The 23,998-nt window shown below is 71.2% G+C and carries 21 protein-coding genes and 1 pseudogene; 20 read left to right on the forward strand and 2 right to left on the reverse strand.

Going from position 1 to position 23,998, the window contains the following annotated elements; translation table 11 throughout:
- Positions 1-112 precede the first annotated feature (112 nt).
- The 7 genes and pseudogenes from ACIHEJ_RS09625 to ACIHEJ_RS09655 form a co-directional block, all read left to right on the forward strand.
- Positions 113-1,808 (forward strand): annotated as a pseudogene (locus ACIHEJ_RS09625) (APC family permease); the annotation flags it as partial.
- Between the two features lie 257 nt (positions 1,809-2,065).
- Positions 2,066-2,155 carry a K(+)-transporting ATPase subunit F gene (kdpF, locus tag ACIHEJ_RS09630; protein ID WP_037770757.1) on the forward strand — a complete coding sequence of 30 codons (90 nt, stop codon included), beginning with the start codon at positions 2,066-2,068 and terminating at the stop codon, positions 2,153-2,155.
- A 32-nt stretch (positions 2,156-2,187) separates the two neighbouring features.
- On the forward strand, positions 2,188-3,852 hold the full coding sequence (gene kdpA / locus ACIHEJ_RS09635) for a potassium-transporting ATPase subunit KdpA (RefSeq protein ID WP_400133602.1): 1,665 nt from the start codon (positions 2,188-2,190) through the stop codon (positions 3,850-3,852).
- A complete protein-coding gene (gene kdpB, locus ACIHEJ_RS09640; RefSeq protein WP_400133604.1) occupies positions 3,849-5,984 on the forward strand; it encodes a potassium-transporting ATPase subunit KdpB in 2,136 nt (711 codons plus the stop codon). Before kdpA ends, kdpB begins: the two co-directional genes overlap by 4 nt.
- 5 nt (positions 5,985-5,989) lie before the next feature.
- A complete protein-coding gene (locus tag ACIHEJ_RS09645; protein WP_400133606.1) occupies positions 5,990-6,697 on the forward strand; it encodes a potassium-transporting ATPase subunit C in 708 nt (235 codons plus the stop codon).
- A 133-nt stretch (positions 6,698-6,830) separates the two neighbouring features.
- The gene (locus tag ACIHEJ_RS09650; RefSeq protein WP_400133608.1) at positions 6,831-7,514 is read left to right on the forward strand and encodes a response regulator; all 684 of its coding nucleotides are present in this window, start codon (positions 6,831-6,833) and stop codon (positions 7,512-7,514) included.
- Between the two features lies 1 nt (position 7,515).
- On the forward strand, positions 7,516-10,065 hold the full coding sequence (locus ACIHEJ_RS09655; RefSeq protein ID WP_400133610.1) for a DUF4118 domain-containing protein: 2,550 nt from the start codon (positions 7,516-7,518) through the stop codon (positions 10,063-10,065).
- Positions 10,066-10,072: 7 nt separating this feature from the next.
- On the opposite strand, the gene ACIHEJ_RS09660 is transcribed toward ACIHEJ_RS09655, so the two are convergent.
- Positions 10,073-10,594, reverse strand: coding sequence for a universal stress protein (locus ACIHEJ_RS09660; RefSeq protein ID WP_400133612.1), 522 nt, complete (start codon positions 10,592-10,594; stop codon positions 10,073-10,075).
- A 366-nt stretch (positions 10,595-10,960) separates the two neighbouring features.
- On the opposite strand from ACIHEJ_RS09660, the gene ACIHEJ_RS09665 reads away from it, so the two are divergent.
- The 11 genes from ACIHEJ_RS09665 (at position 10,961) to ACIHEJ_RS09715 (ending at position 21,625) form a co-directional block, all read left to right on the forward strand.
- The gene (locus ACIHEJ_RS09665) at positions 10,961-11,299 is read left to right on the forward strand and encodes an SAV_915 family protein (protein ID WP_400133614.1); all 339 of its coding nucleotides are present in this window, start codon (positions 10,961-10,963) and stop codon (positions 11,297-11,299) included.
- Positions 11,300-11,313: 14 nt separating this feature from the next.
- Positions 11,314-12,648 carry a diaminopimelate decarboxylase gene (gene lysA / locus ACIHEJ_RS09670; RefSeq protein WP_400133616.1) on the forward strand — a complete coding sequence of 445 codons (1,335 nt, stop codon included), beginning with the start codon at positions 11,314-11,316 and terminating at the stop codon, positions 12,646-12,648.
- Positions 12,649-13,097: 449 nt separating this feature from the next.
- A complete protein-coding gene (locus ACIHEJ_RS09675; RefSeq protein WP_400133618.1) occupies positions 13,098-13,541 on the forward strand; it encodes a DUF1775 domain-containing protein in 444 nt (147 codons plus the stop codon).
- A 190-nt stretch (positions 13,542-13,731) separates the two neighbouring features.
- Entirely contained in the window at positions 13,732-13,980 is a 249-nt protein-coding gene (locus ACIHEJ_RS09680) for a hypothetical protein (protein WP_053707475.1), read from the forward strand.
- The gene (locus ACIHEJ_RS09685) at positions 13,980-16,253 is read left to right on the forward strand and encodes a heavy metal translocating P-type ATPase (RefSeq protein WP_400133620.1); all 2,274 of its coding nucleotides are present in this window, start codon (positions 13,980-13,982) and stop codon (positions 16,251-16,253) included. Before ACIHEJ_RS09680 ends, ACIHEJ_RS09685 begins: the two co-directional genes overlap by 1 nt.
- Positions 16,250-16,771: a copper chaperone PCu(A)C gene (locus ACIHEJ_RS09690; protein WP_400133622.1), complete on the forward strand. Its 522-nt coding sequence runs from the start codon at positions 16,250-16,252 to the stop codon at positions 16,769-16,771. Before ACIHEJ_RS09685 ends, ACIHEJ_RS09690 begins: the two co-directional genes overlap by 4 nt.
- Before the next feature lie 170 nt (positions 16,772-16,941).
- Positions 16,942-17,640, forward strand: coding sequence for a hypothetical protein (locus ACIHEJ_RS09695; RefSeq protein WP_400133624.1), 699 nt, complete (start codon positions 16,942-16,944; stop codon positions 17,638-17,640).
- A 180-nt stretch (positions 17,641-17,820) separates the two neighbouring features.
- Positions 17,821-18,468, forward strand: coding sequence for a sigma-70 family RNA polymerase sigma factor (locus tag ACIHEJ_RS09700; RefSeq protein ID WP_400133626.1), 648 nt, complete (start codon positions 17,821-17,823; stop codon positions 18,466-18,468).
- 186 nt (positions 18,469-18,654) lie between these two features.
- Positions 18,655-19,734 carry an ABC transporter substrate-binding protein gene (locus ACIHEJ_RS09705; RefSeq protein ID WP_400133628.1) on the forward strand — a complete coding sequence of 360 codons (1,080 nt, stop codon included), beginning with the start codon at positions 18,655-18,657 and terminating at the stop codon, positions 19,732-19,734.
- 2 nt (positions 19,735-19,736) lie between these two features.
- Positions 19,737-20,810, forward strand: coding sequence for a FecCD family ABC transporter permease (locus ACIHEJ_RS09710; protein ID WP_400133630.1), 1,074 nt, complete (start codon positions 19,737-19,739; stop codon positions 20,808-20,810).
- Positions 20,807-21,625: an ABC transporter ATP-binding protein gene (locus ACIHEJ_RS09715; protein WP_400133632.1), complete on the forward strand. Its 819-nt coding sequence runs from the start codon at positions 20,807-20,809 to the stop codon at positions 21,623-21,625. The genes ACIHEJ_RS09710 and ACIHEJ_RS09715 overlap by 4 nt, the downstream gene beginning before the upstream one ends.
- Positions 21,626-21,679: 54 nt before the next feature.
- On the opposite strand, the gene ACIHEJ_RS09720 is transcribed toward ACIHEJ_RS09715, so the two are convergent.
- The gene (locus tag ACIHEJ_RS09720; RefSeq protein WP_400133634.1) at positions 21,680-21,895 is read right to left on the reverse strand and encodes a heavy-metal-associated domain-containing protein; all 216 of its coding nucleotides are present in this window, start codon (positions 21,893-21,895) and stop codon (positions 21,680-21,682) included.
- A 329-nt stretch (positions 21,896-22,224) separates the two neighbouring features.
- Between ACIHEJ_RS09720 and ACIHEJ_RS09725 the strand changes: the two genes are divergently transcribed.
- Positions 22,225-22,404: a hypothetical protein gene (locus ACIHEJ_RS09725; RefSeq protein ID WP_400133636.1), complete on the forward strand. Its 180-nt coding sequence runs from the start codon at positions 22,225-22,227 to the stop codon at positions 22,402-22,404.
- Positions 22,405-22,535: 131 nt separating this feature from the next.
- Positions 22,536-23,987, forward strand: coding sequence for an MFS transporter (locus ACIHEJ_RS09730; RefSeq protein WP_400133638.1), 1,452 nt, complete (start codon positions 22,536-22,538; stop codon positions 23,985-23,987).
- Positions 23,988-23,998 lie beyond the last annotated feature (11 nt).

The following is a 23,998-nucleotide window of genomic DNA, read 5'->3' on the forward strand; positions in this document are numbered from 1 at the left end:
GGATGGGTGCCGTAGGCGCCGCCGCGGTCGTCGTCCTCGTTGCCGAGATCGTCCTGGGCCTCCAGGACCGGGAGTGCGAGGGTTTCGCCGTCGGGCTCCGGGAGCTGCGGTCGAGGCGATCGTCCTCGTTCTCGCCGCCGCGGGCGCGCACGGGCTGGGCTCCACGATGCCGGTGACGCTGGCCATCGCGGCCCTGCTCGCGGTGCTCGTGGCGTCGTACCGGCAGGTGATCGCGGCCTTCCCGGACGGCGGCGGGCCGTATGCCGTGGCGAAGACGCATCTGGGTGCGCGGACCAGCCTGGTGGCGGCCGCCTCGCTGGTGCTGGACTACGTGCTCAACGTCGCGGTCGCCGTCACGGCGGGCGTGGCGGCGCTGACGTCCGCCTTCCCTTCTCTCTACGGCGACCGGCTGTGGCTGTGCCTTGCGGTGCTCGCGTTGATCACGGGCGTCAATCTGCGCGGGATCGTGGAGTCGGCGAAGGCGTTCATCGTGCCGACCGTCGTGTTCGTCGGCTCGATCTTCGTCCTCATCGGCGTGGGGCTGTTCCGTTCCCGTCCCGTGAGCACGGCGACCGCGGCCGGACACGCCTCGGTCCTCGCCGACAACGCCTCCTCCGTGGGCGCGCTCCTTCTGCTGAAAGCTTTCGCTTCCGGGTGTGCCGCGCTGACCGGCGTGGAGGCCATCGCCAATGCCGTGCCCTCCTTCCGGGTGCCGCGGGTGCGCCGGGCTCAGCGCGCGGAGGTCGCCCTCGGTGCCGTACTGGGCCTGATGCTGGTCGGCCTGTCGGTGCTGATCGGCCGCTTCCACCTCCAGCCGGTCGAGGGTGTCACGGTCCTCGCCCAGCTGGCGGACGCCGCGCTCGGCCACAACTGGGCTTTCCATGTCATCCAGTTCGCGATGATGATCCTGCTGGCACTGTCGGCGAACACGTCCTTCGGCGGGCTGCCGGTGCTGCTGAAGCTGCTCGCCCGGGACAACTACGCGCCGCATGTCTTCGCGCTGAAGGCCGACCGTCAGGTGCACCGGCACGGTGTCCTGGCGCTCGCCGTGGTCTCGGCCGCGCTGCTGGTCTTCTCCGGCGGTGACACCAACACCCTGGTGCCGATGTTCGCCATCGGTGTCTTCGTCGGCTTCACGATCGCCCAGGTCGGCATGGTCCGGCACTGGCGGCTCGAAAAGGGCGTTGGCCGGCGCGGGAAGGCGCTGCTCAACGGGTTCGGGGCCGTCCTCACCGGGCTCGCCGCCGTCGTCGTCACGGCGAGCAAGTTCACCGAGGGGGGGTGGCTGATCGTCATCGCTCTGCCGCTGCTGGTGGCCGCCTTCGAGATCGTGCACCGCGCCTACGGCCGGATCGGCGAGCGGCTCGGGCCGGATCCCAAAGGCGCCCCGCCGCGACCGTTCGCTGGTGGTCGTGCCGGTGTCCTCGCTGTCCCGGCTGACCTCGGAGGCGCTGACCGCGGCCGCCTCCCTCGGCGACGAGGTCCGCGCGGTGACCGTCTGCTGTCCCGACCCGGAGGATCGGGCGCCTCTGCACGCGCTTGAGCGTTCCTGGGCGGAGTGGGATCCGGGGGTGGAGCTGGTGCGGCTGTCCTGCGAGCGGCGCAGTCTGGGCCGTCCCATCGCCGCGTACGTCCGTGAGCTGGCCGCCGCCGAGCCCGGCACCCGCGTCACCGTGCTGATCCCGGAGACCGAGCCGGAGCGGCTGTGGCAGCGGCTGCTGCAGAACCAGCGGGGTGCGGTCGTCGCGCAGGCAGTGCGGTGGGAGACGGACGCGGTGATCTGCCGGCTGCGCTTCCGGCTGCCGTGAGCTGGGTCACCTACTGTCACCGACTCCTGCTTACCGGTACGAGCCAGGAGTCGTATGAGTCCCGTCAAAGGTTCCGGGTCCGCCGTAAGAGGGTCGTCAACGGGCGACCAGAACCGGCCAGAGAGGCGCTTTCCTCTAATCGTCCGATTCAACCGAACCTCACTCCAGGAGTTCGCGATGGCCGATCTGGCCTTCGTCGTCACCGTGCTCGCGGGTTTCGCGCTGGTGGCCCTTGTCGCCAAGGGGGTGACGAAGCTGTGACCGTCGAAAACGTAGTCGGCCTGGTCGTGGCCGTCGCCCTGCTGGGCTATCTCGTCCTCGCCCTGATCTTCCCGGAGAGGTTCTGACTGTGACATCAGCTGCCTCCGCAGCGGGCGACATGAGTCCCGTCCTCGCAGGCTTGCTCCAGCTGCTCGCCCTCATAGGGGCACTGGCGCTCGCCTACATCCCGCTTGGCAATTACATGGCCAAGGTCTACTCCTCGAAGAAGCACCTGCGGGTGGAGAAGTGGATCTACAAGGCCATCGGTGCCAACCCCGACGCCGAGATGACCTGGCCCGCCTACCTGCGCGGTGTGCTGGCCTTCTCCGCCGTCAGCGTCCTCTTCCTGTACCTGCTGCAGCGGCTGCAGGGCGTGCTGCCCGGGTCGATGGGCTTCTCGTCGGTCAACCCGGCGCAGTCGTTCAACACGGCCGTGTCGTTCGTGACGAACACCAACTGGCAGTCGTACTACGGCGAGCAGACCATGGGGCACGTCGTGCAGACCGCCGGTCTGGCCGTGCAGAACTTCGTCTCCGCCGCGGTGGGTATAGCCGTCGCGGTGGCGCTGGTGCGCGGTTTCGCGCGCTCGCGCACCGGTGAGCTGGGCAACTTCTGGTCCGACCTGGTGCGCGGCACGCTGCGCATCCTGGTGCCGATGGCAGCCGTCGCCGCGGTGATCCTGGTCGCCTGCGGTGCCATCCAGAACTTCTCCGGCATCCACGAGGTCGGCCAGTTCATGGGCGGCTCGCAAGCGTGGAACGGCGGCGCGGTCGCCTCGCAGGAGGCCATCAAGGAGGTGGGCACCAACGGCGGCGGCTACTTCAACGCCAACTCCGCCCACCCCTTCGAGAATCCCACCCCGTTCACGAACCTCTTCGAGATCTTCCTGATCCTCGTCATCCCGTTCTCCCTGACCCGCACCTTCGGCGTGATGGTCGGCTCGGTGAAGCAGGGGTACGCGATCCTCGCCACGATGTTCACCATCTGGCTGGGCTTCACCGCGCTGATGATGTGGACCGAGTTCGCCCATCACGGCCCGGCGCTGCAGGCCGCGGGCGGCGCGATGGAGGGCAAGGAGACCCGGTTCGGCGTCGGAGCCTCCTCGATCTTCGCGGTGTCCACGACTCTGACCTCGACCGGTGCGGTGGACTCCTTCCACTCCTCCTTCACCGGCCTCGGCGGCGGCATCGCGATGCTGGGCATGATGCTGGGCGAGATCGCGCCCGGCGGTACCGGCTCCGGCCTGTACGGCATGCTGATCATGGCGGTCATCGCGGTGTTCATCGCCGGCCTGATGGTCGGCCGTACGCCCGAGTACCTGGGCAAGAAGATCGGCGGCCGCGAGATGAAGCTCGCCGCCTGCTACATCCTCGTCACCCCGGCGCTGGTGCTGGTCTTCACAGCGGCCTCCATGGCGCTGCCGACCCCGCCGCACTCGATGCTCAACTCCGGCGCACACGGCTTCTCCGAGGTGTTGTACGCGTTCACCTCCGCGTCGAACAACAACGGCTCGGCCTTCGCCGGCCTGAACGCGAACACCGACTGGTACAACACCATGACCGGACTCGCGATGCTGCTCGGCCGCTTCCTGCCCATGATCTTCGTCCTGGCACTGGCCGGCTCGCTCGCCGAGCAGACGCCGGTCCCGGTCACGGCGGGCACCCTGCGCACCGAGAAGCCGCTGTTCACCGGCCTGCTGGTGGGCGCGATCCTGATCATCACCGGTCTGACCTACTTCCCGGCCCTGGCGCTGGGTCCGCTCGCCGAGGGGCTGGCGTCATGACCACTGGCATAGACAAGCAAGAGGACTCGATGTCCACAGCCACTCCCACCCGGGCACCGCACAGCGACGTCCCCACTGGGCACAAGCCCGACGAGGGCCGTGTCGGAGCGGGCCTCTTCGACCCCAAACAGCTTCTGAAGTCCCTGCCGGAGGCGTTCCGCAAGCTCGATCCGCGGGTGATGGTCAAGTCGCCCGTGATGTTCGTGGTGTGGATCGGATCCATCCTGACCACGGTCTTCTCCTTCCAGCACGCGAGTGACTGGTTCGGCTGGACCATCAGTGCCTGGCTGTGGCTGACCGTGATCTTCGCCAACCTCGCGGAGGCGGTCGCCGAGGGCCGGGGCAAGGCCCAGGCCGACACCCTGCGCAAGGCCAAGACCGACACCGTCGCCCGCCGGCTCCTCGAGGACGGCTCCGAGGAGCAGGTCCCCGGCACCGCGCTGACCATCGGCGACCTGGTGGTCTGCGAGGCCGGCGACATCATCCCCGGCGACGGTGACGTCGTCGAGGGTGTCGCCTCGGTGGACGAGTCGGCCATCACCGGCGAGTCCGCCCCGGTCATCCGCGAGTCCGGCGGCGACCGGTGCGCCGTCACGGGCGGTACGAAGGTCCTCTCCGACCGGCTCGTCATCAAGATCACGACGAAGCCCGGTGAGACCTTCATCGACCGGATGATCAACCTGGTCGAGGGCGCCGCCCGGCAGAAGACGCCGAACGAGATCGCGCTGAACATCCTGCTGGCGTCGTTGACCATCGTCTTCCTGCTCGCGGTGGCCACCCTGCCGCCGTTCGCCACCTTCGCGGGCACGCACCTGACCATGGTCGTGCTGGTCGCCCTGCTGGTCTGCCTGATCCCGACCACGATCGGCGCCCTGCTCTCCGCCATCGGCATCGCCGGCATGGACCGCCTGGTGCAGCGCAACGTGCTGGCCATGTCGGGCCGGGCGGTCGAGGCCGCCGGCGACGTCTCCACCCTGCTGCTGGACAAGACCGGCACCATCACCCTCGGCAACCGCCAGGCCGCCGAGTTCGTGCCGGTCAAGGGCACCACCGAGGCCGAGGTCGCGGACGCCGCCCAACTGTCCTCGCTGGCCGACGAGACGCCCGAGGGCCGCTCGATCGTCGTCCTGGCCAAGGAGAAGTACGGGCTGCGCGAGCGGCACCAGGGCGAGCTGGTCGGCGCCGAGTGGATCGAGTTCACCGCCCAGACCCGCATGTCGGGTGTGGACGTCGACGGCCGGAAGATCCGCAAGGGCGCCACCGCCTCGGTCATCGCCTGGGTCGAGGAGCAGGGCGGCACGGTCGCCAAGGACGCCGACGCGATAGCCAACCGGATCTCCGAGGCGGGCGGCACGCCTCTGCTGGTCGCCGTCAAGGACGACAGGGGCGCCCGGGTGCTGGGTGTCATCTATCTGAAGGACGTCGTCAAGGAGGGCATGCGGGAGCGGTTCGAGGAACTGCGCCGCATGGGCATCAAGACGGTCATGATCACGGGTGACAACCCGCTGACCGCGGAGGCGATCGCCGAGGAGGCGGGCGTCGACGACTTCCTCGCCGAGGCCACTCCCGAGGACAAGATGGCCCTCATCAAGCGGGAGCAGGCCGGCGGCAAGCTGGTCGCGATGACCGGTGACGGCACCAACGACGCCCCGGCGCTCGCGCAGGCGGACGTCGGCGTGGCGATGAACACCGGGACGTCGGCCGCCAAGGAGGCCGGCAACATGGTCGACCTCGACTCCAACCCGACCAAGCTCATCGAGATCGTGGAGATCGGCAAGCAGCTGCTGATCACACGCGGCGCGTTGACGACCTTCTCCATCGCCAACGACGTCGCGAAGTACTTCGCGATCATCCCGGCGCTGTTCGCGGCGGTCTACCCGGGCCTGGACAAGCTCAACATCATGCACCTGTCCTCGCCCGACTCCGCGATCCTGTCCGCGGTCGTCTTCAACGCGCTGATCATCATCGCGCTGGTGCCGCTGTCCCTGAAGGGCGTGCGCTACCGGCCGATGAGCGCCGACAGGATGCTCCGCCGCAACCTCGGGATCTACGGCATCGGCGGCCTGATCGCCCCCTTCATCGGCATCAAGATCATCGACCTGCTCATCTCCCTCATCCCCGGAATCGGCTGATCGCCATGAACAACTCCGTAACGAACACCGCCCGGTTGCTCTGGGCGGGCCTCCGGGCCCTCCTGGTGCTGACGCTGGTGACCGGTGTCATCTACCCGCTGGTGGTCACCGGCATCGCCCAGGGGCTGTTCCACGACAAGGCGAACGGTTCCGAGATCAAGGCGGACGGCAAGGTCGTCGGCTCGTCGCTGATCGGGCAGTCGTACAACCTGCCGCTGAAGAAGGGGCAGCAGACCCCGGACCCGGACCTGAAGTGGTTCCAGGGCCGCCCGGCCAACGGCCTCGGCGCCAACAGCGTCAACACGCAGTACAAGTTGATCCTGTCCGGTGCCACCAACCTGTCCGCCGACAGCGGCGCCGTGAACGGCAAGTGCCCCGACAAGCCCGACGACGGCACGCTCTGCGCCCAGGTGCTCGCCGCCAGGGACGCCGTCGTGAAGGACAACTCGGTGCCCGGCTACACCGTCAAGCCGTCGGAGGTACCCGCGGACGCGGTGACCTCCTCCGGCTCCGGCCTGGACCCGGCGATCTCCCCGGCCTACGCCGAACTCCAGGTCCACCGGGTCGCCGCGAAGAACGGTCTGTCCGTCTCCGCGGTGGAGAAGCTGGTCAAGGACCACACCGAGGGCCGGACCCTGGGCTTCATGGGCGAGCCCCGGGTGAACGTCCTGGAACTCAACATCGCGCTCAAGGACCTCGCAGCGAAGAAGTGACGGCCTTACGCGATCCCTACGGGAGTCGGCGGTCCGGGAGGCATCCCGGTTCCGCCGGCTCCCGCAGCCGTGAAGTCGGCCGCCCCGCTTCCCGCGCCCACGGCCCGACGCATGACAGGAGAGGCACACACCCATGACCAGGGTGCTAGTGGTGGAGGACGACCCGCAGCTCGTGCGGGCCCTCGTCATCAACTTGCAGGCACGCCACTACGGCGTGGATGCCGCCCCGGACGGTGCCACGGCCCTCCGGCTCGCCGCCGCGCGCCAGCCCGATGTCGTCCTGCTCGACCTGGGCCTGCCCGACATGGACGGCGTCGACATCATCAAGGCACTGCGTGGCTGGACCCGCGTACCGATCATGGTTCTGTCCGCCCGCCAGGCGTCCGACGAGAAGGTCGCCGCGCTCGACGCCGGCGCCGACGACTACGTCACCAAGCCGTTCAGCATGAACGAGCTGCTCGCCCGGCTGCGCGCCGCGGTCCGCCGTACCGAGGACACCCCGCTGGTTCCCGAGACGACGCTGGTCGAGACGGAGCACTTCAGCATCGACCTGCTCGCCAAGAAGGTTCTTCGGGAGGGGAAGGACGTCCGGCTGACTCCGACCGAATGGCACCTGCTGGAGATCCTGGTGACCAACCCCGGCCGGCTGATCACGCAGAAGCAGCTGCTCCAGGAGGTCTGGGGGGTCTCGCAGAGCAACAAGACCAACTACCTGCGCGTCTACATGGCCCAGCTCCGCCGCAAACTGGAGACGGACCCCTCTCACCCCCGCTATCTGATCACCGAGCCCGGCATGGGCTACCGCTTCGAAGGATGACATGGCACGCGGCAAGCTCCGGATCTACCTCGGCGCGGCACCCGGCGTCGGCAAGACCTACGCGATGCTGTCCGAGGCACACCGCCGTATCGAGCGGGGCACCGACTGTGCCGTGGCCTTCGTGGAACATCACCACCGGCCGCGTACGGAGGTGATGCTCCACGGCCTGGAGCAGGTGCCGCGCAAGGAGATCGAGTACCGGGGCGGCGTCTTCACCGAGATGGACGTCGACGCCGTACTGCGGCGCGCCCCTGCCGTCGTCCTCGTGGACGAACTGGCGCACAGCAACATCCCCGGCTCGCGCAACGCCAAGCGCTGGCAGGACATCGAGGAACTGCTCGCCGCCGGCATCGACGTGATCTCCACGGTCAACATCCAGCACCTGGAGTCCCTCGGCGACGTGGTCGAGTCGATCACCGGCATCCGGCAGCAGGAGACCGTGCCGGACGAGGTCGTACGGCGGGCCGACCAGATCGAACTGGTCGACATGTCCCCGCAGGCCCTGCGCCGCCGCATGGCCCACGGCAACATTTACAAATCGGACAAGGTCGACGCGGCCCTGTCCAATTACTTCCGGCCCGGAAACCTGACGGCGCTGCGGGAGTTGGCCCTGCTGTGGGTGGCCGACCGGGTCGACGAGTATCTGAACGAGTACCGCCGCGAGCACCGCGTCTCGACCATCTGGGGCTCACGTGAGCGGATCGTGGTCGGCCTCACCGGCGGCCCCGAAGGGCGCACCCTGATACGGCGTGCGTCCCGCCTGGCGGAGAAGGGCGCCGGCGGAGAAGTCCTCGCCGTCTACATCTCCCGCAGCGACGGCCTCACCGCCGCCTCCCCGAAGGAACTCGCCGACCAGCGCACCCTGGTCGAGGACCTCGGCGGCACCTTCCACCACGTCGTGGGCGACGACATACCCGTCGCGCTGCTGGACTTCGCCCGGGGCGTGAACGCCACCCAGATCGTCCTCGGAGTTTCCCGCCGACGCAGTTGGCAGTACGTCTTCGGACCCGGGGTCGGCGCCACGGTCGCCCGGGACTCCGGCCCCGACCTCGACGTCCACCTCATCACCCACGACGAGGCGGGCAAGGGCCGCGGACTGCCCGTCGCCCGGGGCGCCCGCCTCGGACGCTCCCGGCTCATCTGGGGCTGGGCCGTGGGCGTGCTGGGCCCCGCCCTGCTCACATGGCTGCTCACCAGCGCCACTCCCGACGTCGGCCTCGCCAACGACATGCTGCTGTTCCTCACCCTGACGGTGGCGGCGGCCCTGCTCGGCGGCCTGTTCCCGGCGCTGGCCTCGGCGGTCGTGGGCTCCCTGCTGCTCAACTGGTACTTCACCCCACCCGTCCACACCCTGACGATCGCCGACCCGAAGAACATCGTCGCCATCGCGATCTTCGTCGGGGTAGCCGTGTCCGTGGCCTCGGTCGTGGACCTCGCCGCCCGGCGCACCCACCAGGCATCCCGGCTGCGCGCAGAGTCGGAGATCCTCTCCTTCCTCGCGGGCAACGTCCTGCGCGGCGAGACCACGCTGGAGGCGCTGCTGGAGCGGGTCCGCGAGACCTTCGGCATGGAGTCGGTGGCCCTGCTGGAGCGCTCCGGCGAGACCGCTCCCTGGACCTGCGCCGGCAGCGTGGGACCCCAGCCGGCCGAGATCCCGGAGGACGCCGACGTCGACGTCCCCGTCGGCGACCACATGGCCCTGTCCCTGCGCGGCCGGGTGCTGCCCGCCGCCGACCGCCGGGTGCTGGCCGCTTTCGCCGCGCAGGCCGCCGTGGTCCTGGACCGCCAGCGCCTCCAGAGCGAGGCCGACCGGGCCAAGGAACTGGCCGAGGGCAACCGCATCCGCACGGCCCTGCTGGCGGCCGTCAGCCACGACCTGCGCACCCCGCTGGCCGGTATCAAGGCCGCGGTGACCTCGCTCAGGTCGGACGACGTCGAGTGGTCCGAACAGGACCGGGCGGAACTGCTGCAGGCCACCGAGGAGGGCGCAGACCGTCTCGACCACCTCGTCGGGAACCTGCTCGACATGTCCCGCCTGCAGACCGGCACGGTCACCCCGATCATCCGCGAGACCGACCTGGACGAGGTCGTGCCCATGGCGCTCGGCGGGGTCCCCAACCCGGAGGAGTGCGTGGACCTGGACATCCCCGAGACCCTGCCCATGGTCCACGTCGACCGAGGGCTGCTCGAGCGGGCCGTCGCCAACGTCGTCGAGAACGCCGTCAAGTACAGCCCCCCGGACGAGCGGGTCCTGATCTCCGCGAGCGCCCTCGCCGACCGGGTCGAGGTACGGGTCGTGGACCGCGGCCCCGGCGTCCCGGACGAGGCCAAGGACCGCATCTTCGAACCCTTCCAGCGGTACGGCGATGCGCCCCGCGGTGTCGGAGTCGGCCTCGGCCTCGCGGTCGCCCGGGGCTTCACCGAGGCCCTCGGCGGCACGTTGCACGCCGAGGACACGCCCGGCGGCGGCCTCACCATGGTGCTCGCCCTGCCGACGGCAACGGGCCCCCGACCGGAACAGCCGGACCTACCGGCGGCGGCCGCCACCTGAGCACACATCAGGCGCCGGGCGGCACCGTCTCGAACTCCCTCCGCATGTCCCCGGTGTCCAGGCGCAGCCGCCAGATGTTGCGACGGTGCACGGCCGCCAGCGCGGCCTGCAGCGGCGACGGCGGCACCGCGAGGACGGGACAGGCGGCGCGGGCGAGGCAGTAGCGGCCGACCGACGGCCACAGCGCCCGGTGCAGCCGACCCCGCCGTCCGGCACCGACCACCAGGAGGTCGTCATCCCGATCTGCGATCCGCACGAGCACCGGACCCGGGGCGCCCCGTGCGACGAGCGCCTGACCGGGCAGACCGGTGTCCACGCCGCCGAACACCTCATGCAGCGCCCCGAAAAACCTTTCCCGCGCCAGCCGCTCCCATTCCGGAACGAGGGCGGTCGCGGCCGGGGACCTGCGGGCGGTCGGGTCCCCGCCCGGCGGCTCCCAGGCCAGCACCGGCCACAGCTCGGCTCCTCGGCGCCGGGCCTCCTCGGCCGCCCGGCCCAGCGCGGTGAGGCTGCCCGGTGAGCCGCTCACCCCCACCACGACGCGGGCGGCTGAGGGCGGGCGCTACTCGGACATGCCATTCACCGTTCTGCACACGCCGACGGAAGGGTTCACGGTCGGCGATTCTCCTGGGAACCGCTTCCATCCCACCTCGGCACCGGGGCTTTCGAACAGTCCGCACGTCAGTTCTTGGCGCCCTTCTGACGACCTTTTCCGTGCCCCCTGAGCTGGGCGTCAGCATCCCGTCAAGGTCGCCCCGATCGTCGTCAGCGTCCCGTCAGGGCATGCCCGGAACCCGGGGACACCGGGCATAACGTCGACAGCGAGCCCCGGTCCGCCTCCCCGCGTCCGGGGCAGCCCACATCCCTCGCTCCCTGCCCTTTCGGGAGGCACCCCATGGCAGAACCTCTGTACGGCGAAGACCCCGAGCCCTCCGATCCCTTCCCGGCCGGACCCTTGTACGTCCCGGTCCGGCCGGGTCTTTGCGGATGTGCCGCCCGGCTCTTTCGAACCCCGCTCGGCGAGCGGACCGCTGTCGGCTTCACCTCCGAGTGCCGGCTGACTGCCACTCTCGGCCCCGATCAGGCGTGGATCCGGCTCGCCGAGCCCGCCCTCCGTGCCCTGACCGCCCCGCTCGGCGTCACCGCCGTCACGGTGGACCCGCAGTTCACCGCCCTGGCCCCCACACCGGTCGCCCACGAGATTCCCGCGCTGCGGATCGCAAGGATCGCCTGAGAGGGAAAGCCACGATGACCACGGTTCACGAACCCACCGCGACCAGCAGGTTCACCGATCTGTCGGTGTGGCCCGCCTCGACCACCGAGTCCGCCCACGGCGACCTCACCGTCGGCGGCGTATCGCTCGCCGAACTGGCCGACCGCTTCGGCACCCCCGTCTACGTCCTGGACGAGGCCGAGGTCCGCGACCGCTGCCGTACCTACCGGGATGCCTTCCCGGACGCCGAAGTCCTCTACGCCGCCAAGGCGTTCTTGTGCCGGGCCATGGCCCATTGGATGGACGAGGAGGGCCTGGGCCTCGACGTCTGCTCGGCCGGCGAACTCGAACTCGCCGTCGCAACCGGCTTTCCGGCCGAGCGGATCGTGCTGCACGGCAACGCCAAGTCCCCGCGCGACCTGGACACCGCCCTGCGCCTGGGCGTCGGCCGGATCGTCATCGACAGCCCCTCGGAGATCGCGCGTCTGGCCGCCGCCGTCGGCCCGGACGGCCACCAGAAGGTGATGGTGCGGGTGGTGCCCGGGATCAGCGCGGGCGGTCACGAGAAGATCCGCACCGGTACGGACGACCAGAAGTTCGGCCTGTCCATCTCCGACGGGTACGCCCAGCATGCCATCGCCCGCATTCTCGACCAGCCGCAGCTCGAACTCACCGGGCTCCACTGTCACTTGGGCTCTCAGATCGTCAGCGCCAAGCCCTACCTGGTGGCCGTACGCCGGATGGTCGGGCTGATGGCACGGCTGCACGAGCAGCACGGCCTGATCCTGCCGGAATTCGACCTCGGTGGCGGCCACGGCATCGCCTACCGCCCCGGCGAGGAGGCGTTGGACTTGACGGAACTTGCCCGCAAGGTCCGCGCGGAACTCGCCGACGCCTGCGCCACCGCAGGACTTTCGGTACCCCGCCTGATCATCGAGCCGGGCCGGGCCATCGCGGGCCCGGCAGGGGTCGCCCTGTACCGCGTCCTGTCGGTGAAGCACACGGGCGACCACGTCTTCGTAGCCGTCGACGGTGGCATGAGCGACAACCCGCGCCCGGCGCTGTACGGCGAGCGATATGCGCCGCGACTGGTGGGTCGGCACAGCGCCGCGGTCCCGGCCCGCGTGACCGTGGTCGGCCGGCACTGCGAGGCCGGGGACGTCCTGGCCGCTGACGCCGATCTCCCCGCAGACACCCGCCCCGGCGACTTGCTCGCCGTACCCGTGGCCGGCGCCTACCACCTGTCCATGGCCTCCGGTTACAACCTGGTCGGCCGCCCGCCGGTGGCCGCCGTGCGCGACGGCTTCGCCCGCCTCCTCGTCCGACGGGAATCCCTGGAGGACATCCGCAGCCGCGACGTGGGCCTGTAGCCGACACGCAGCCCTGATCTCCCGGGCGGGCCGGTCTTCCCTCCCTCGCCGACCGACCCGCCCGGGCCGTACCGGCTGGGACGGGTCTCCGTCGCCCGCTCCAGCGTCGTCGGCGCGCTTGGGGTCGGCGCCCAGGAGCGGGTCGAGGGGGTTGCCGTGCGGGTAGGACCCGTCGCGACCTGGTGGCTGCGGCGGGTGAGGCGGCGCTGTGGTCGCTGCTGCGGTGGGCGGTCGCGTTGGTGCCGGGCCTTGCCGCCTGGTGGCAGGTGGCCGGCGGGGCGTGGCGCGCACCGGCCGCGCCGAGGCTTGTGCGTAGGGCCGCCGGCGAGCCGTGGGTGATGCGGCAGGTACGGCTGAGGTACGCCGTTCACCGGCGGGGGCCGCCGATGGGGATGTCGTACGCGATCCGAACCCGACATCCCTTCTTCCGTACGGAGATCCCTCACCTCATGTCCAGGACCCGCACCACCCTGCGCCGCGCGGGCGCCGTGACCGCCCTGTCCGCCGCGGGACTCCTCGCTGCGGCAGGCGTCGCCTCCGCGCACGTCACCGTCCACCCCGAGAGCTACGCCAAGGGCGCCACCTACGGTGTGCTGACTTTCCGTGTCCTCAACGAGGAGGACAACGCCTCCGCCACCAAGGTCCAGGTCTTCCTGCCCACCGACCACCCCGTCCTCGGCGTCCTGGTCCATCCGCAGGACGGCTGGACCGCCCAGGTCACCAACACCAAGCTCAAGACGCCCGTCAAGACCGACGACGGCACCATCACCGACGCCGCCTCCTCGACCGCCCGCGGTCTCGGCATCGCCGGGCTGGTCGTCGGCGTGCTGGGCCTGGCAGCGGCGGGCTTCGCCGTCGTGCGCGGCCGTTCCGCCGGGTCTCAGGCGGAGTAGCGCAACCTGCCCTGCCGACGGTGGCCGTCGGCAGGGCACCGTTCCGTCGCCGCGACCCCCGGCACAGTTGTCCCTCACGTGACGCGGACCACAACCCTGCTCCGGAACTCGACTCCCGGCGGCTCCGACTCCTGAGGCAGTACGGCGCGATCCGACCGACGCCGTACGACGTGATCTGGAGACGCCTTTGATGGATGAGTCCCGGCAATCCTCTTCCTCCGGCGCGGGTGCGGTGTCGCGGAAGCTGGTTCCTCCGCCCGCCCTGTGCGGATTCCTTCTCCTGCTGGCGCTGGTGTTCACGGTGTCGTACGCCGTCGGTGCCGCCGCAGGACCCGTCGCGCCCGGCATGCACGGCACCGGCACGAGCCGGGGGGACGGTGGCCCCGGCGGGGGCGGCGGCACGGACGACATGGGGGACATGCACGGGGGTGGCCACTGATGGGCGGGGAACCGGTGGCCGTGGACCTGGTGACGACCGACCTGACCGTCGGTGGCATGACCTGCGCGGCCTGTGTGAGGCGCGTCGAGAAGAAGCTCGGCAAGCTGGACGGGGTCACGGCGACCGTCAATCTGGCCACTGGACGGGCGCGTGTGAACCACCCGCCCGGGATCAACCCCGAGGAACTCGTCGCCGCCGTCGAGCAGGCCGGCTACACGGCTGCCCTTCCCGAAGCGCCCGAACAGTCCGAGACGCGCGAGGCCACGGACGCGGGCGAGTCCGAGGATGCTCGCCAGGAGCGGGGCCGGCTGCTGATCACCGCGCTGCTCGCAGTGCCCGTGCTCGTGCTGTCGATGGTGCCCGTGCTGCAGTTCCGCAACTGGCAGTGGCTGTGCTTCGTGCTGGCCGCGCCGGTCGCCGTGTGGGGCGCGTTGCCCTTCCACGTGCGTGCGGCGCGTGGGCTTCGGCATGCGGCGGCGACCATGGACACCCTGGTGTCGCTCGGTGTGGTGGCGTCCTTCTCCTGGTCTGCGTACGCGCTCTTCCTCGGCGGTGCGGGAGAGCCCGGCATGCGGATGCCGTTCACTTTGGTGCCCTCGGCTTCGGACGGGGCGGCGCACCTGTACCTGGAAGCGGCCGTCGGCGTACCTCTGTTCGTGTTGGCGGGGCGCTTCCTGGAGGCGCGGGCCCGGCGGGGGACCGGGGCGGCACTCAGGTCGCTGGCCCAACTCGCCACCAAGGAAGTGACGATCCGTGATGACAACGGCGAACAGCTCGTTCCGTTCGCGCGGTTGAGGGTGGGGCAGGCTTTCGTGGTGCGGCCGGGGGAGCGCGTGGCCACCGACGGGCAGGTCGTGGAAGGCAGTTCAGCCGTCGATCTGTCCCTGGTCACCGGCGAGAGCGACCCCGTCGAGGTCGGGCCGGGTTCGGCGGTGGTCGGCGGTGCCGTCAACGCCGGCGGGCTGCTGCTGGTGAAGGCCACGGCCGTCGGCGCCGACACACAGCTCGCCCGGATCACCCGGCTGGTGACCGAGGCCCAGGCAGGCAAGGCGCGGGCGCAGCGGCTGGCCGACACGGTGGCAGGCGTCTTCGTCCCCGTCGTGCTGACACTGGCCGTCACCTGTCTCGGCTTCTGGCTCGGCGCCGGGGCCGACCTGCAGGCCGCCGTCACCGCGTGCGTGGCCGTCCTCGTCGTGGCCTGCCCCTGCGCGCTCGGCCTGGCCACGCCGACCGCGCTGATGGCCGCGACCGGCCGTGGTGCCCAACTGGGCGTCCTCGTCAGCGGACCCCAGGCACTGGAGGGGCTCCAGCACCTCGACACGGTCGTCCTGGACAAGACCGGCACGCTCACCTCCGGCCACATGACCGTCGCCCGTGTCACGGTCGTACCCGACGGACCGGGCAAGGAGGCGCTGCTGCAACTGGCCGGGGCCGTCGAGCACGGCTCGGAGCATCCCCTGGGCCGCGCGATCGCCTCCTACACCCGGCGGGAACTCCCCGAGGGGACGCTGCCGGACGTGAGTGAGTTCGCCGCAGTGCCGGGGCGGGGCGTGCGCGGCCTGGTCGACGGCCGGCTGGTGGAAGTCCTCGCCGCGGACGGCGAGTTGCCCACCGCCCTGGCGGACGCGCTGTCGGTGGCCGAGGCCGCCGCCCACACGCCCGTCCTGGTCCGGGTGGACGGTGTGGCCGAGGCCCTGATCGAGGTCGGGGACGTGGTGCGGCCCGGAGGTTACCGGGCCGTGGACCGGCTGCGGCGCCTCGGCGTGCGGCCGGTGCTCGCCACCGGTGACCGCGAGGCACCCGCTCAGGCCGTCGCCGCAGCCGTGGGCATCGACGAGGTGCACGCCCGCTGCACCCCCGAGGCCAAGGCCGCCCTCGTACGGGACCTGCAGGAGCAGGGCCACCACGTCGCGGTCGTCGGCGACGGAGTGAACGACGCTGCGGCCCTGGCCGGAGCCGACCTGGGCATCGCCATGGGCAGCGGCACGGACGTGGCCATCGGGGCGGCCGACGTGACGTTGGTACGCGGGGACATCGAGGCGTTGGCGGACGCGGTCCGGCTCGCCCGGCGCACGCTGGGCACGATCCGGGCCAACCTCGTCTGGGCCTTCGGCTACAACGTCGTGACCGTGCCGCTCGCCATGGTCGGCCTGCTCGATCCGATGCTCGCAGCGGCGGCGATGTCGGTGAGTTCGCTGCTGGTCGTGGGCAACAGCCTGCGGCTGCGCGCCTGGCAGCCCTCGCCCGCTCCCGCCCGGAGGCGTACCCGATGACCGAGCGGAATCTCTGGCGCCCCACTCGCCGTCGACTGACCGACACCCTCCTCGCCGCGTTCGCGCCCGTGGCCGCGTGCAGTCTCGCCCTGGGCGGCCTGACGACCTGGGTCGGGGCCGGGAAGGCGGGCAGCCCGGCCCGGATCACCGTCTCGAACGGGCGGGTCCTCCTGCCGTACGGCGACAGCACGGACACCGCGGCGCTCTTCGACATCGCCAACGCCGGTGGCGCGGACGACCGGCTGGTGAACGTGACGTCCACCGCCACGCACGGCCGGATCACCCTCAGCGGGCACCGCATGCTGGGCGGCCGGGCCGCGTACAAGGTCGACGTGACCTCGGCCGGCGTCCCGGCGGGCGGCGGGTTGTCCATGTCGCCGCGCGGTGTGGACGTGACGCTGCGGGCCGGGGCCGGCTGGCGGGCAGGTGACCTCGTACCGTTCACGCTGCACTTCGAGCACAGCGCGCCGGCCGAGACGATCGCGGTCGTGATCCGCCCGAGCGGCGGCGGCCGGTGATCGCCGACCCTCGTGGCGGAGGCGTCCTCTTCTAGACGTCGGGTCAGAGTGTCGTCGAGTTCCAGCCTGTTGTCGTGGGCTGGATCACATCCTGCGGATTGAGTACGGTCCCCCGTGGATGTCCGTACCCACGCATGACGACCGAAGCCCGGATGCGAGGATGAGGCGCCATGACAGCAGGGTGGTGTGCTCGCGCGATACGGGCCGCGGTGTTCGCGGCCATGTGCGTGCTGCTCGCTGCCCTCGGCCACGTCCTGATGTCCGGCAGCGATGTGCCCGCGGGGGCGTTGGCCGCCGGCGGGGCCGTGACCGGGTTCGTGGGCTGGTGTCTGGCGGGGCGTGAGCGCGGGCTGCCGTTCATCGTGACGGTCGTGGTCGCCGCCCAGACGGTGCTCCACGAGGCGTTCTCCTACGCCCAGTCGACGTCCGGCACGTCCGGCGGCTCGGCCTCCGTGGACATGAGCGGCATGGGCCCCATGGACAGCTCCATGGGCATGGGCTCGATGCCGATGGGCTCCATGGACATGGGCTCCATGCCTGTGCGCCACACGGGAATGGGCCCCATGGACCACATGGGGCACTCCGTGAACGGTGGTTCGTCGTCGTTCGGCATGCTCGCCGCCCACCTGCTCGCCGCGGTGCTGTGCGGCCTGTGGCTGGCGTACGGGGAGAAGGCCGCCTTCCGCATCCTGCGGGCCGCCGCCGGATGGCTGGCAGCCCCGCTGCGGCTGCTGCTCGCCCTGCCGGTCACCCCTGACCGCCCACGCGTCCGGGTGCGGCGCTGCCGCTCGGACCGCGCGCCGCGTCTTCTCCTCCTCGTCCACGCGATCACCTCTCGGGGTCCGCCGGTGGGGACGGCTGTCGTCTGAAGACAGCTGGTTTCCCGAGGCTGCCCGGCTGCCCGGTCGCGCCTCGGGCCACGGCCGTACGACCGCACAGGGCGCGGTAGCGCCACAGTGACGCCGTAGGGCCGTCTCTCCCACTTTCACCGGACCGCGTGCTGTGGCGCGCCCTGGTCCGGATCACGGTTGACCCGAGAAGGACACCAGGTGAATACCTCTGCCCTGCCCACCTCGCGCTCCCGGAGTGACACGCCGGCAGCGCTCGACGAATCGATCACCGCTTGGGCGCTGGCCGCCCGGGGCGGTGACACGGAGGCGGTCGAGCAGTTCGTGGGCGCCCTGCACCGGGACGTCCAGCGTTACGTGGCCCATCTGTGCGGCGATCCCCAGGCGGTGGACGATCTGGCGCAGGACACGTTCCTGCGGGCGCTCGGCAGCCTGCACCGCTTCGAGGGGCGTTCCTCGGCGCGGGCCTGGCTGCTGTCCATCGCCCGCCGCGCGGTGATCGACAGCTACCGGTACGCCGCCGCCCGGCCACGCCTGGCCAACGTGCCGGACTGGCAGCTGGCCGCCGAGCTGGCCCAGCCGTGCGACCTGCCCGGCTTCGACGACGGCATCGCACTGCTGGATCTGCTGGCCGCGCTGCCCGACGACCGCCGGGAGGCGTTCATCCTCACGCAGCTGCTCGGCCTGCCCTATGCGGAGGCCGCCGAGGTGAGCGACTGCCCGATCGGCACGGTCCGCTCCCGCGTGGCCCGCGCCCGCGCAACGCTGATGGGCTTGCTGGACGATGGGGGCACCTCCCACGCCCTTAAGGCAGTGGGGGAGGACCAGCCCGCCGCGTTGGCGGCCTGACTGCCGGGAGGGTGCCGGTGCCGGCTGGAAGAACGGCTCCGGCACCCTCGCCGCCGCTGGAGCACCGGGAGCGGTTCACCAGAGCCGGATCGCCAACTGGCCGGGAACTCAAGGCACCTTCGCTCCGACTACTGGAGCGGGTGACGAAGGCTCGCCCGTGTACCGAGTGGATCCGGGAGTTGTTCGATGCGTTCTCGTGTGTGGGGCGGTACCGCGGCCGTCGTACTGGGCGGCCTGCTGGTGGCGGGCTGCGGCGGCGGGGGAAAGGGCACGGCGGACGGGAACGCGGGGCAGGCAGGGAAGGCGGCTTCCGGCGGCTACCCGGTGTCCGTCACGGACTGCACGGGCGCCAGGACCACCTTCTCCAGCGCGCCGAGGAGAATCGTCACCAGCAACGCCTCCAGTCTGGAACTGCTGCTGCGCCTCGGCGCTGGCGACCAGGTGATCGGCACCGGTTTCCCGCCCGGAAAGGGCACGCTGCCCGGCGCGCTCGACGCACAGGCGCGGAAGGTCAAGGCGCTCAGCGAGACGGTGATCCCGAAGGAGAAGCTGCTCGGCTCCGGAGCCGACCTCTACATCGACACCTTCGCCTCCATGGGGAGCATGGGCGGCTCAGGCATGGGGGACGCGCCGACGGCGGAGGAGTTCAAGGCGGCTGGGATCAAGCACATCTACCTGAAGTCCACCGCCTGTGCTGCCCAGAGCAAGACCCCGGTGACCGATCTGTCCGCTGTCGAGGCCGACATCACCTCCCTCGGCGCGGTCACCGGCACCCGTGCGCAGGCACAGAAACTCGTCGCCGGGATGAAGGCGAAGGTGGGCGCGGTCCAGAAGGCGGTCGGCGGTACGGCGGAGAGCAAGCGGCCGACGTACTTCTTCTTCGACTACGACGCCGGTACGAAGCAGCCCTCCGTCACCTGCAACCGCCAGATCGCCAACGCCGTGATCACCCTGGCCGGCGCCCGCAACGTCTTCGCCGACTGCGACGGCGACCACAAGCAGGTCGGCTGGGAGGACGTGATCGCCAAGAACCCCGACTGGATCCAGCTCGGCGTCCGCAACCGCGGCAGCGAGGTAGCGAACAGGAAGGCGTTCGACGAGGCCGAGCAGTGGCTGAAGTCGAACCCCGCCACCAAGGGCCTGAAGGCGGTCAAGGCGGGCCACTTCCTGCGCATCGGCTCCGAGCAGACCACCATCGCGGGAGTCGAGAACGCCGACGCGGTCGAGGCCATCGCCAAGACCCTCTACCCGGGCAAGGTCGCCTGATCGTGGCCTTCACCCTGGTGCGCCGGAAAGCCGCGGCTGCGGAGGAGCGCGGCAGCCTGCCCGCCGGTCCGTTGGCGGTGGTTCTGGCCGTGGCGCTGGTGGCCGCGTTGACGGCGGCCGTGGCCTGGGGCTCGACGTCGATCCCGCCCGGCGAGGTATGGAGTGTGGTGTGGCGGCGGCTCTCCGGTGAGGCGCCGCGCCCCGGCACGGACGACCTCATCGTCTGGCAGCTCCGTCTCCCGCGTGCCCTGCTCGCCGCCCTCGTCGGCGCCGGCCTAGGCGTCGTCGGTACGGCCGTCCAGGCGCTGGTGCGCAACCCGCTGGCCGACCCCTACCTGCTGGGCATCTCCAACGGCGCCTCCCTCGGCGCGGTCACCGCGATCGTCCTCGGCCTCGGCGCCGGCGGGGCACTGGGCCTGGGCCTGTCCGGGGCGGCTTTCGCCGGCGCACTGGCGACGTTCGCGCTGGTGTGGGCGGTGGCCCGGCGCGGTGGCGGGTTCGCGCCGCTGCGGCTGGTGCTGGCCGGGGTCGCGATCGGCCAGTTCCTCTCCGGGTTCACCAGCTACCTGGTGTTGCAGGCCGGGGACGAACAGCAGACCCACAGTGTCCTGTTCTGGCTCATGGGCAGCCTCAGCGGAGCGACGTGGGACCTGCTCGCGGTACCCGCCGTCGCCGTACCCGCCGCGCTGCTGTGGCTCCAGGCCCGCGCCAGGGGCCTGAACGCCCTGCTGATGGGCGACGAGACGGCCGCCGGACTCGGCATCGACGTCACCCGGCTGCGCCGCGAGCTGTTCACCGTGACCAGCGTGCTGACCGGTGTCCTGGTGGCGGTCTCCGGCGCGATCGCCTTCGTCGCGCTGATGGTGCCGCACGTCTGCCGCCTGGTCGTCGGCGGCGACCACCGGCGCCTCCTGCCGGTCTCCGCGTTGTTCGGGGCCCTGCTCCTGGTGGTGGTCGACATCGTGTGCCGTACGGCGATGGACACGCAGGAGCTGCCGGTCGGCGTGGTCACCTCGCTGCTGGGGGCTCCGGCCCTGCTGTACCTGCTGGACCGGCGCCTGGGGAGCGGCAGTTGAGGATCGAAATCGAGGACCTGTCCGTCGCCTACGCGAGCCGTAGGGTCGTCGCGGGCGCCCATCTCGTCGCGGCCGAGGGCGAGATCACCGGTCTGGTCGGCCCGAACGGCAGCGGCAAGTCCACGCTCCTGCGCACCGTCTACCGGCACCTGAAGCCCACCGCCGGGCGGGTCCTGCTCGCCGGCACCGACCTGCGGGAGATGACCCCGCTCCAGTCGGCACGACACGTGGCGGCCCTGCCGCAGGAGCGCGGGAGCGACTTCGAGCTGACCGTGCGTGAGGTCGTCGCCATGGGCCGAACCCCCTACAAGCGGGCCTTCGCCGGGGAGGACGCCTCCGACCGGGACATCGTCGCGCAGGCGCTCACCGACGTCGGCATGGCGGAGCAGGCCGGACGCCGCTTCACGGCCCTCTCCGGCGGTGAACGCCAACGCGTGCTGCTGGCAAGGGCGTTCACACAAAACCCGGACGTCCTGGTGCTGGACGAACCGACCAACCACCTCGACATCCGCCACCAGGTCGACCTGCTCGCGCTCCTGCGCGCCCAGCGCCGTACGACCCTGGTGTCGCTGCACGACCTGAACGCCGCGGCCTCCGTATGTGACCGTCTCCACGTCCTGCACGATGGAGCGGTCGTCGCCTCCGGCCCGCCGCGGGAAGTCCTCACACCCACGCTGATGGCGGAGGTGTTCGGGGTGCGAGCGGCGGTGGTCGACCATCCCCTGACCGGTGATCCGCTCATCGCCTTCGACCACCGGACGCCGGCGGACGAGGCACCGACGGCCGTGCCGCTGGAGACACCCAGCCGGGGATGAACGGGCTCGGGCAGGACGCCGGTCACGTCCTGCCCGCTCGGCCGTCCGCCCGGATCAGGCGGCGATCGAGTCGGCGATGCCGTACCCGGCCTCGGTGATCGCCGCGCGCAGCCGCTCGTCGTCAAGGTCCGTGCCGTGCACGGTGACGGCGTTGGCGGCGAGGTCGACCACGACCTCGCTCACCCCGGGTACCTCGCAGACCTCTTCCCTGATGCTCGCCGCGCAGTGCTCGCAGCTCATTCCCGTGACGTTGTACTTCTTCTGCTCCATGGCGCAACTCCAGAGTGCGGACGGGGACTTCGGTGTGGCGTACCGATGCCTGAATGCGGTCGTTCAGGCCGACGCCGTCGCCTCAGTGGTCGGCTGAGCGGAGCGTGGAGTTCCGCCGCAGGCATGCTGATTCGATGTCCGGTGGCAGGGAAGGAACCCTCGGCGGCACGCATCGGGCGGCGGGCGTGTTCAGCGCGGTGGGGGAGGGCGGTCGGATGGCGCGGCTTCGGCAGGGCGTGCACGGCGGTTCCCAAGCGATACGGCCTTGGGATCCTGAGCCAAGGATGATCCGGCGTGGCTGGGCGCGGATCAACGGAGGAGCCCGGCCGTTGCTCGCGGCCACCGTGGCCGTTCTCGTAGCCGGGTACGGCCGGCTGGGAGCCGTCGTCGACGGAGCGTTCGGCGCGGCTGTCGGCTGTGCCGCCGGACTGATCCTCTGCGCGCTGCTGTACCTGCTGGTGGGGTCGGCCGTGTCGGGGAGACCGGCCCGCGGTGGCCGCCGCGACTGATCGGCGCGGGCAGTTTCAGCCTGCCCGCCAAGTTTTCTGGACGCGCTCGGGAACTCGTGTGCGATCCCTCCCGACTTGTGGGACGAGGCTGCCGTCCGGCAGCCCATCCACGAGCGTGAGGGGCGGCAACGGTGACAGGCCACAGTCCCGGTTCGGAACAGCCCGGCCACATACCCGTCGGCGGCGAGGACCGTTGGCTGCTCGTTGCGGTGGCCGGCCTGCTGGCGTTCGTGGCGATGCTCGACATGAACATCGTCAATGTGGCCCTGGCGGACATCGCCGAAGGTCTGCACGTCTCGGCCGCGACCGCTCAGTGGGCGGTCCTGGGTTATCAACTGCCCGTGGCTGCTTTGCTGTTGCCTGTCGGCCGGTGGCTGGACGGGGTCGGGATGCGCTCCGCCCTGCTGGTCGCGGCCGCGGGCTTCGCCCTGTGCAGCGCGCTGGCGGCCGCCGCACCCTGGGCGTCCTGGCTGATCGCCGCCCGCCTCGCCCAGGGTGCGTTCGGGGCCGTGCTCTTCGTGCTGATGCCGGTTCTCGCCCTGCGTTCTGTACGGCCGGAACTGCGTGGGCGGGCCATGAGCGTGCCCGCGACGCTGGGCCCACTGGGTGCCGTGACCGGTCCGGCGGTGGGCGGACTGCTGCTGGACCACCTGGGCTGGCGCGCCGTCTTCCTGGTCAAGATCCCCTTCTGTCTGCTTGCCCTTGTCGTGGCGTGGAGGGCGATGCCGAGGGACGGGGGCCTGCGCCTGCCCGACCGGCGGTCGGCGGCGGATGCCGTGCTGGTGGGTTCCGGCGTGGCCGCCCTGCTGCTGGCGCTGACCCTGGCGCCGGGAAGCCCGGGGGCGCTGGTGCTCGCGCTTGCCGCCGTACCGCCGGTGTGGTGGTGGCTGCGGGGGCCGGGCGGCCGTCCGGTGGTCGGCGTACTGCGGGCGACGGGGCTGATCCGTGCGCATACGGCGGTGCTCGCGCTGGCGGCCGCTTTCGCGGCGATGCACTACGTCGTCGCCCTGCACCTTCAGCGCGACGACGGCGTCAGCGCCACCACGACCGGTCTGACCGTGCTGGCCTTCCCGCTCGGGATGGGGCTGGCTGGTCCGGTTGGCGGTCGTCTCGCCGACCTCCCCCACGCTCGGCTCCGCTCGCGCGGGGGGACCCCCACCGGGGCTCGGCCGGTGGCGGTCATCGGTGCCGCCCTCACCGCTGCCGGTCTGCTCCTCCTCGTTCCGCTGGGGGGTGACTGGTCACCGGTGGGTGTGGCCTGGCGGCTGGCGCTGGCCGGCCTGGGCATGGGTCTGAACGGCGGCCCGACCCAGGCCCTGGTCATGGGCGCCGCCCCACCGGACCGCACGGCGACCGTGGGCTCCTCCGTACAGCTGGCCCGCAGCCTCGGTTTCACCCTCGGCCCGGCCCTGGCCACTGCCGCCTGGGGCCTGGCGGGAGGGGCTGACGGCGTGACGGCCGGGCTGACCTTGGCGGCAACCGCCGCCTGTCTGGCCGTACCCCTGCTCGCACTGCCGGGACGCAGGCCGGCGTTCGAGCAGGAGATGTCCACCGGCGACGCTCCCGCCGCCCACCATTCCTGACCGAGGAGTCC

It is taken from the genome of Streptomyces sp. NPDC052301 (assembly GCF_044593395.1).
Lineage (GTDB): Bacteria > Actinomycetota > Actinomycetes > Streptomycetales > Streptomycetaceae > Streptomyces.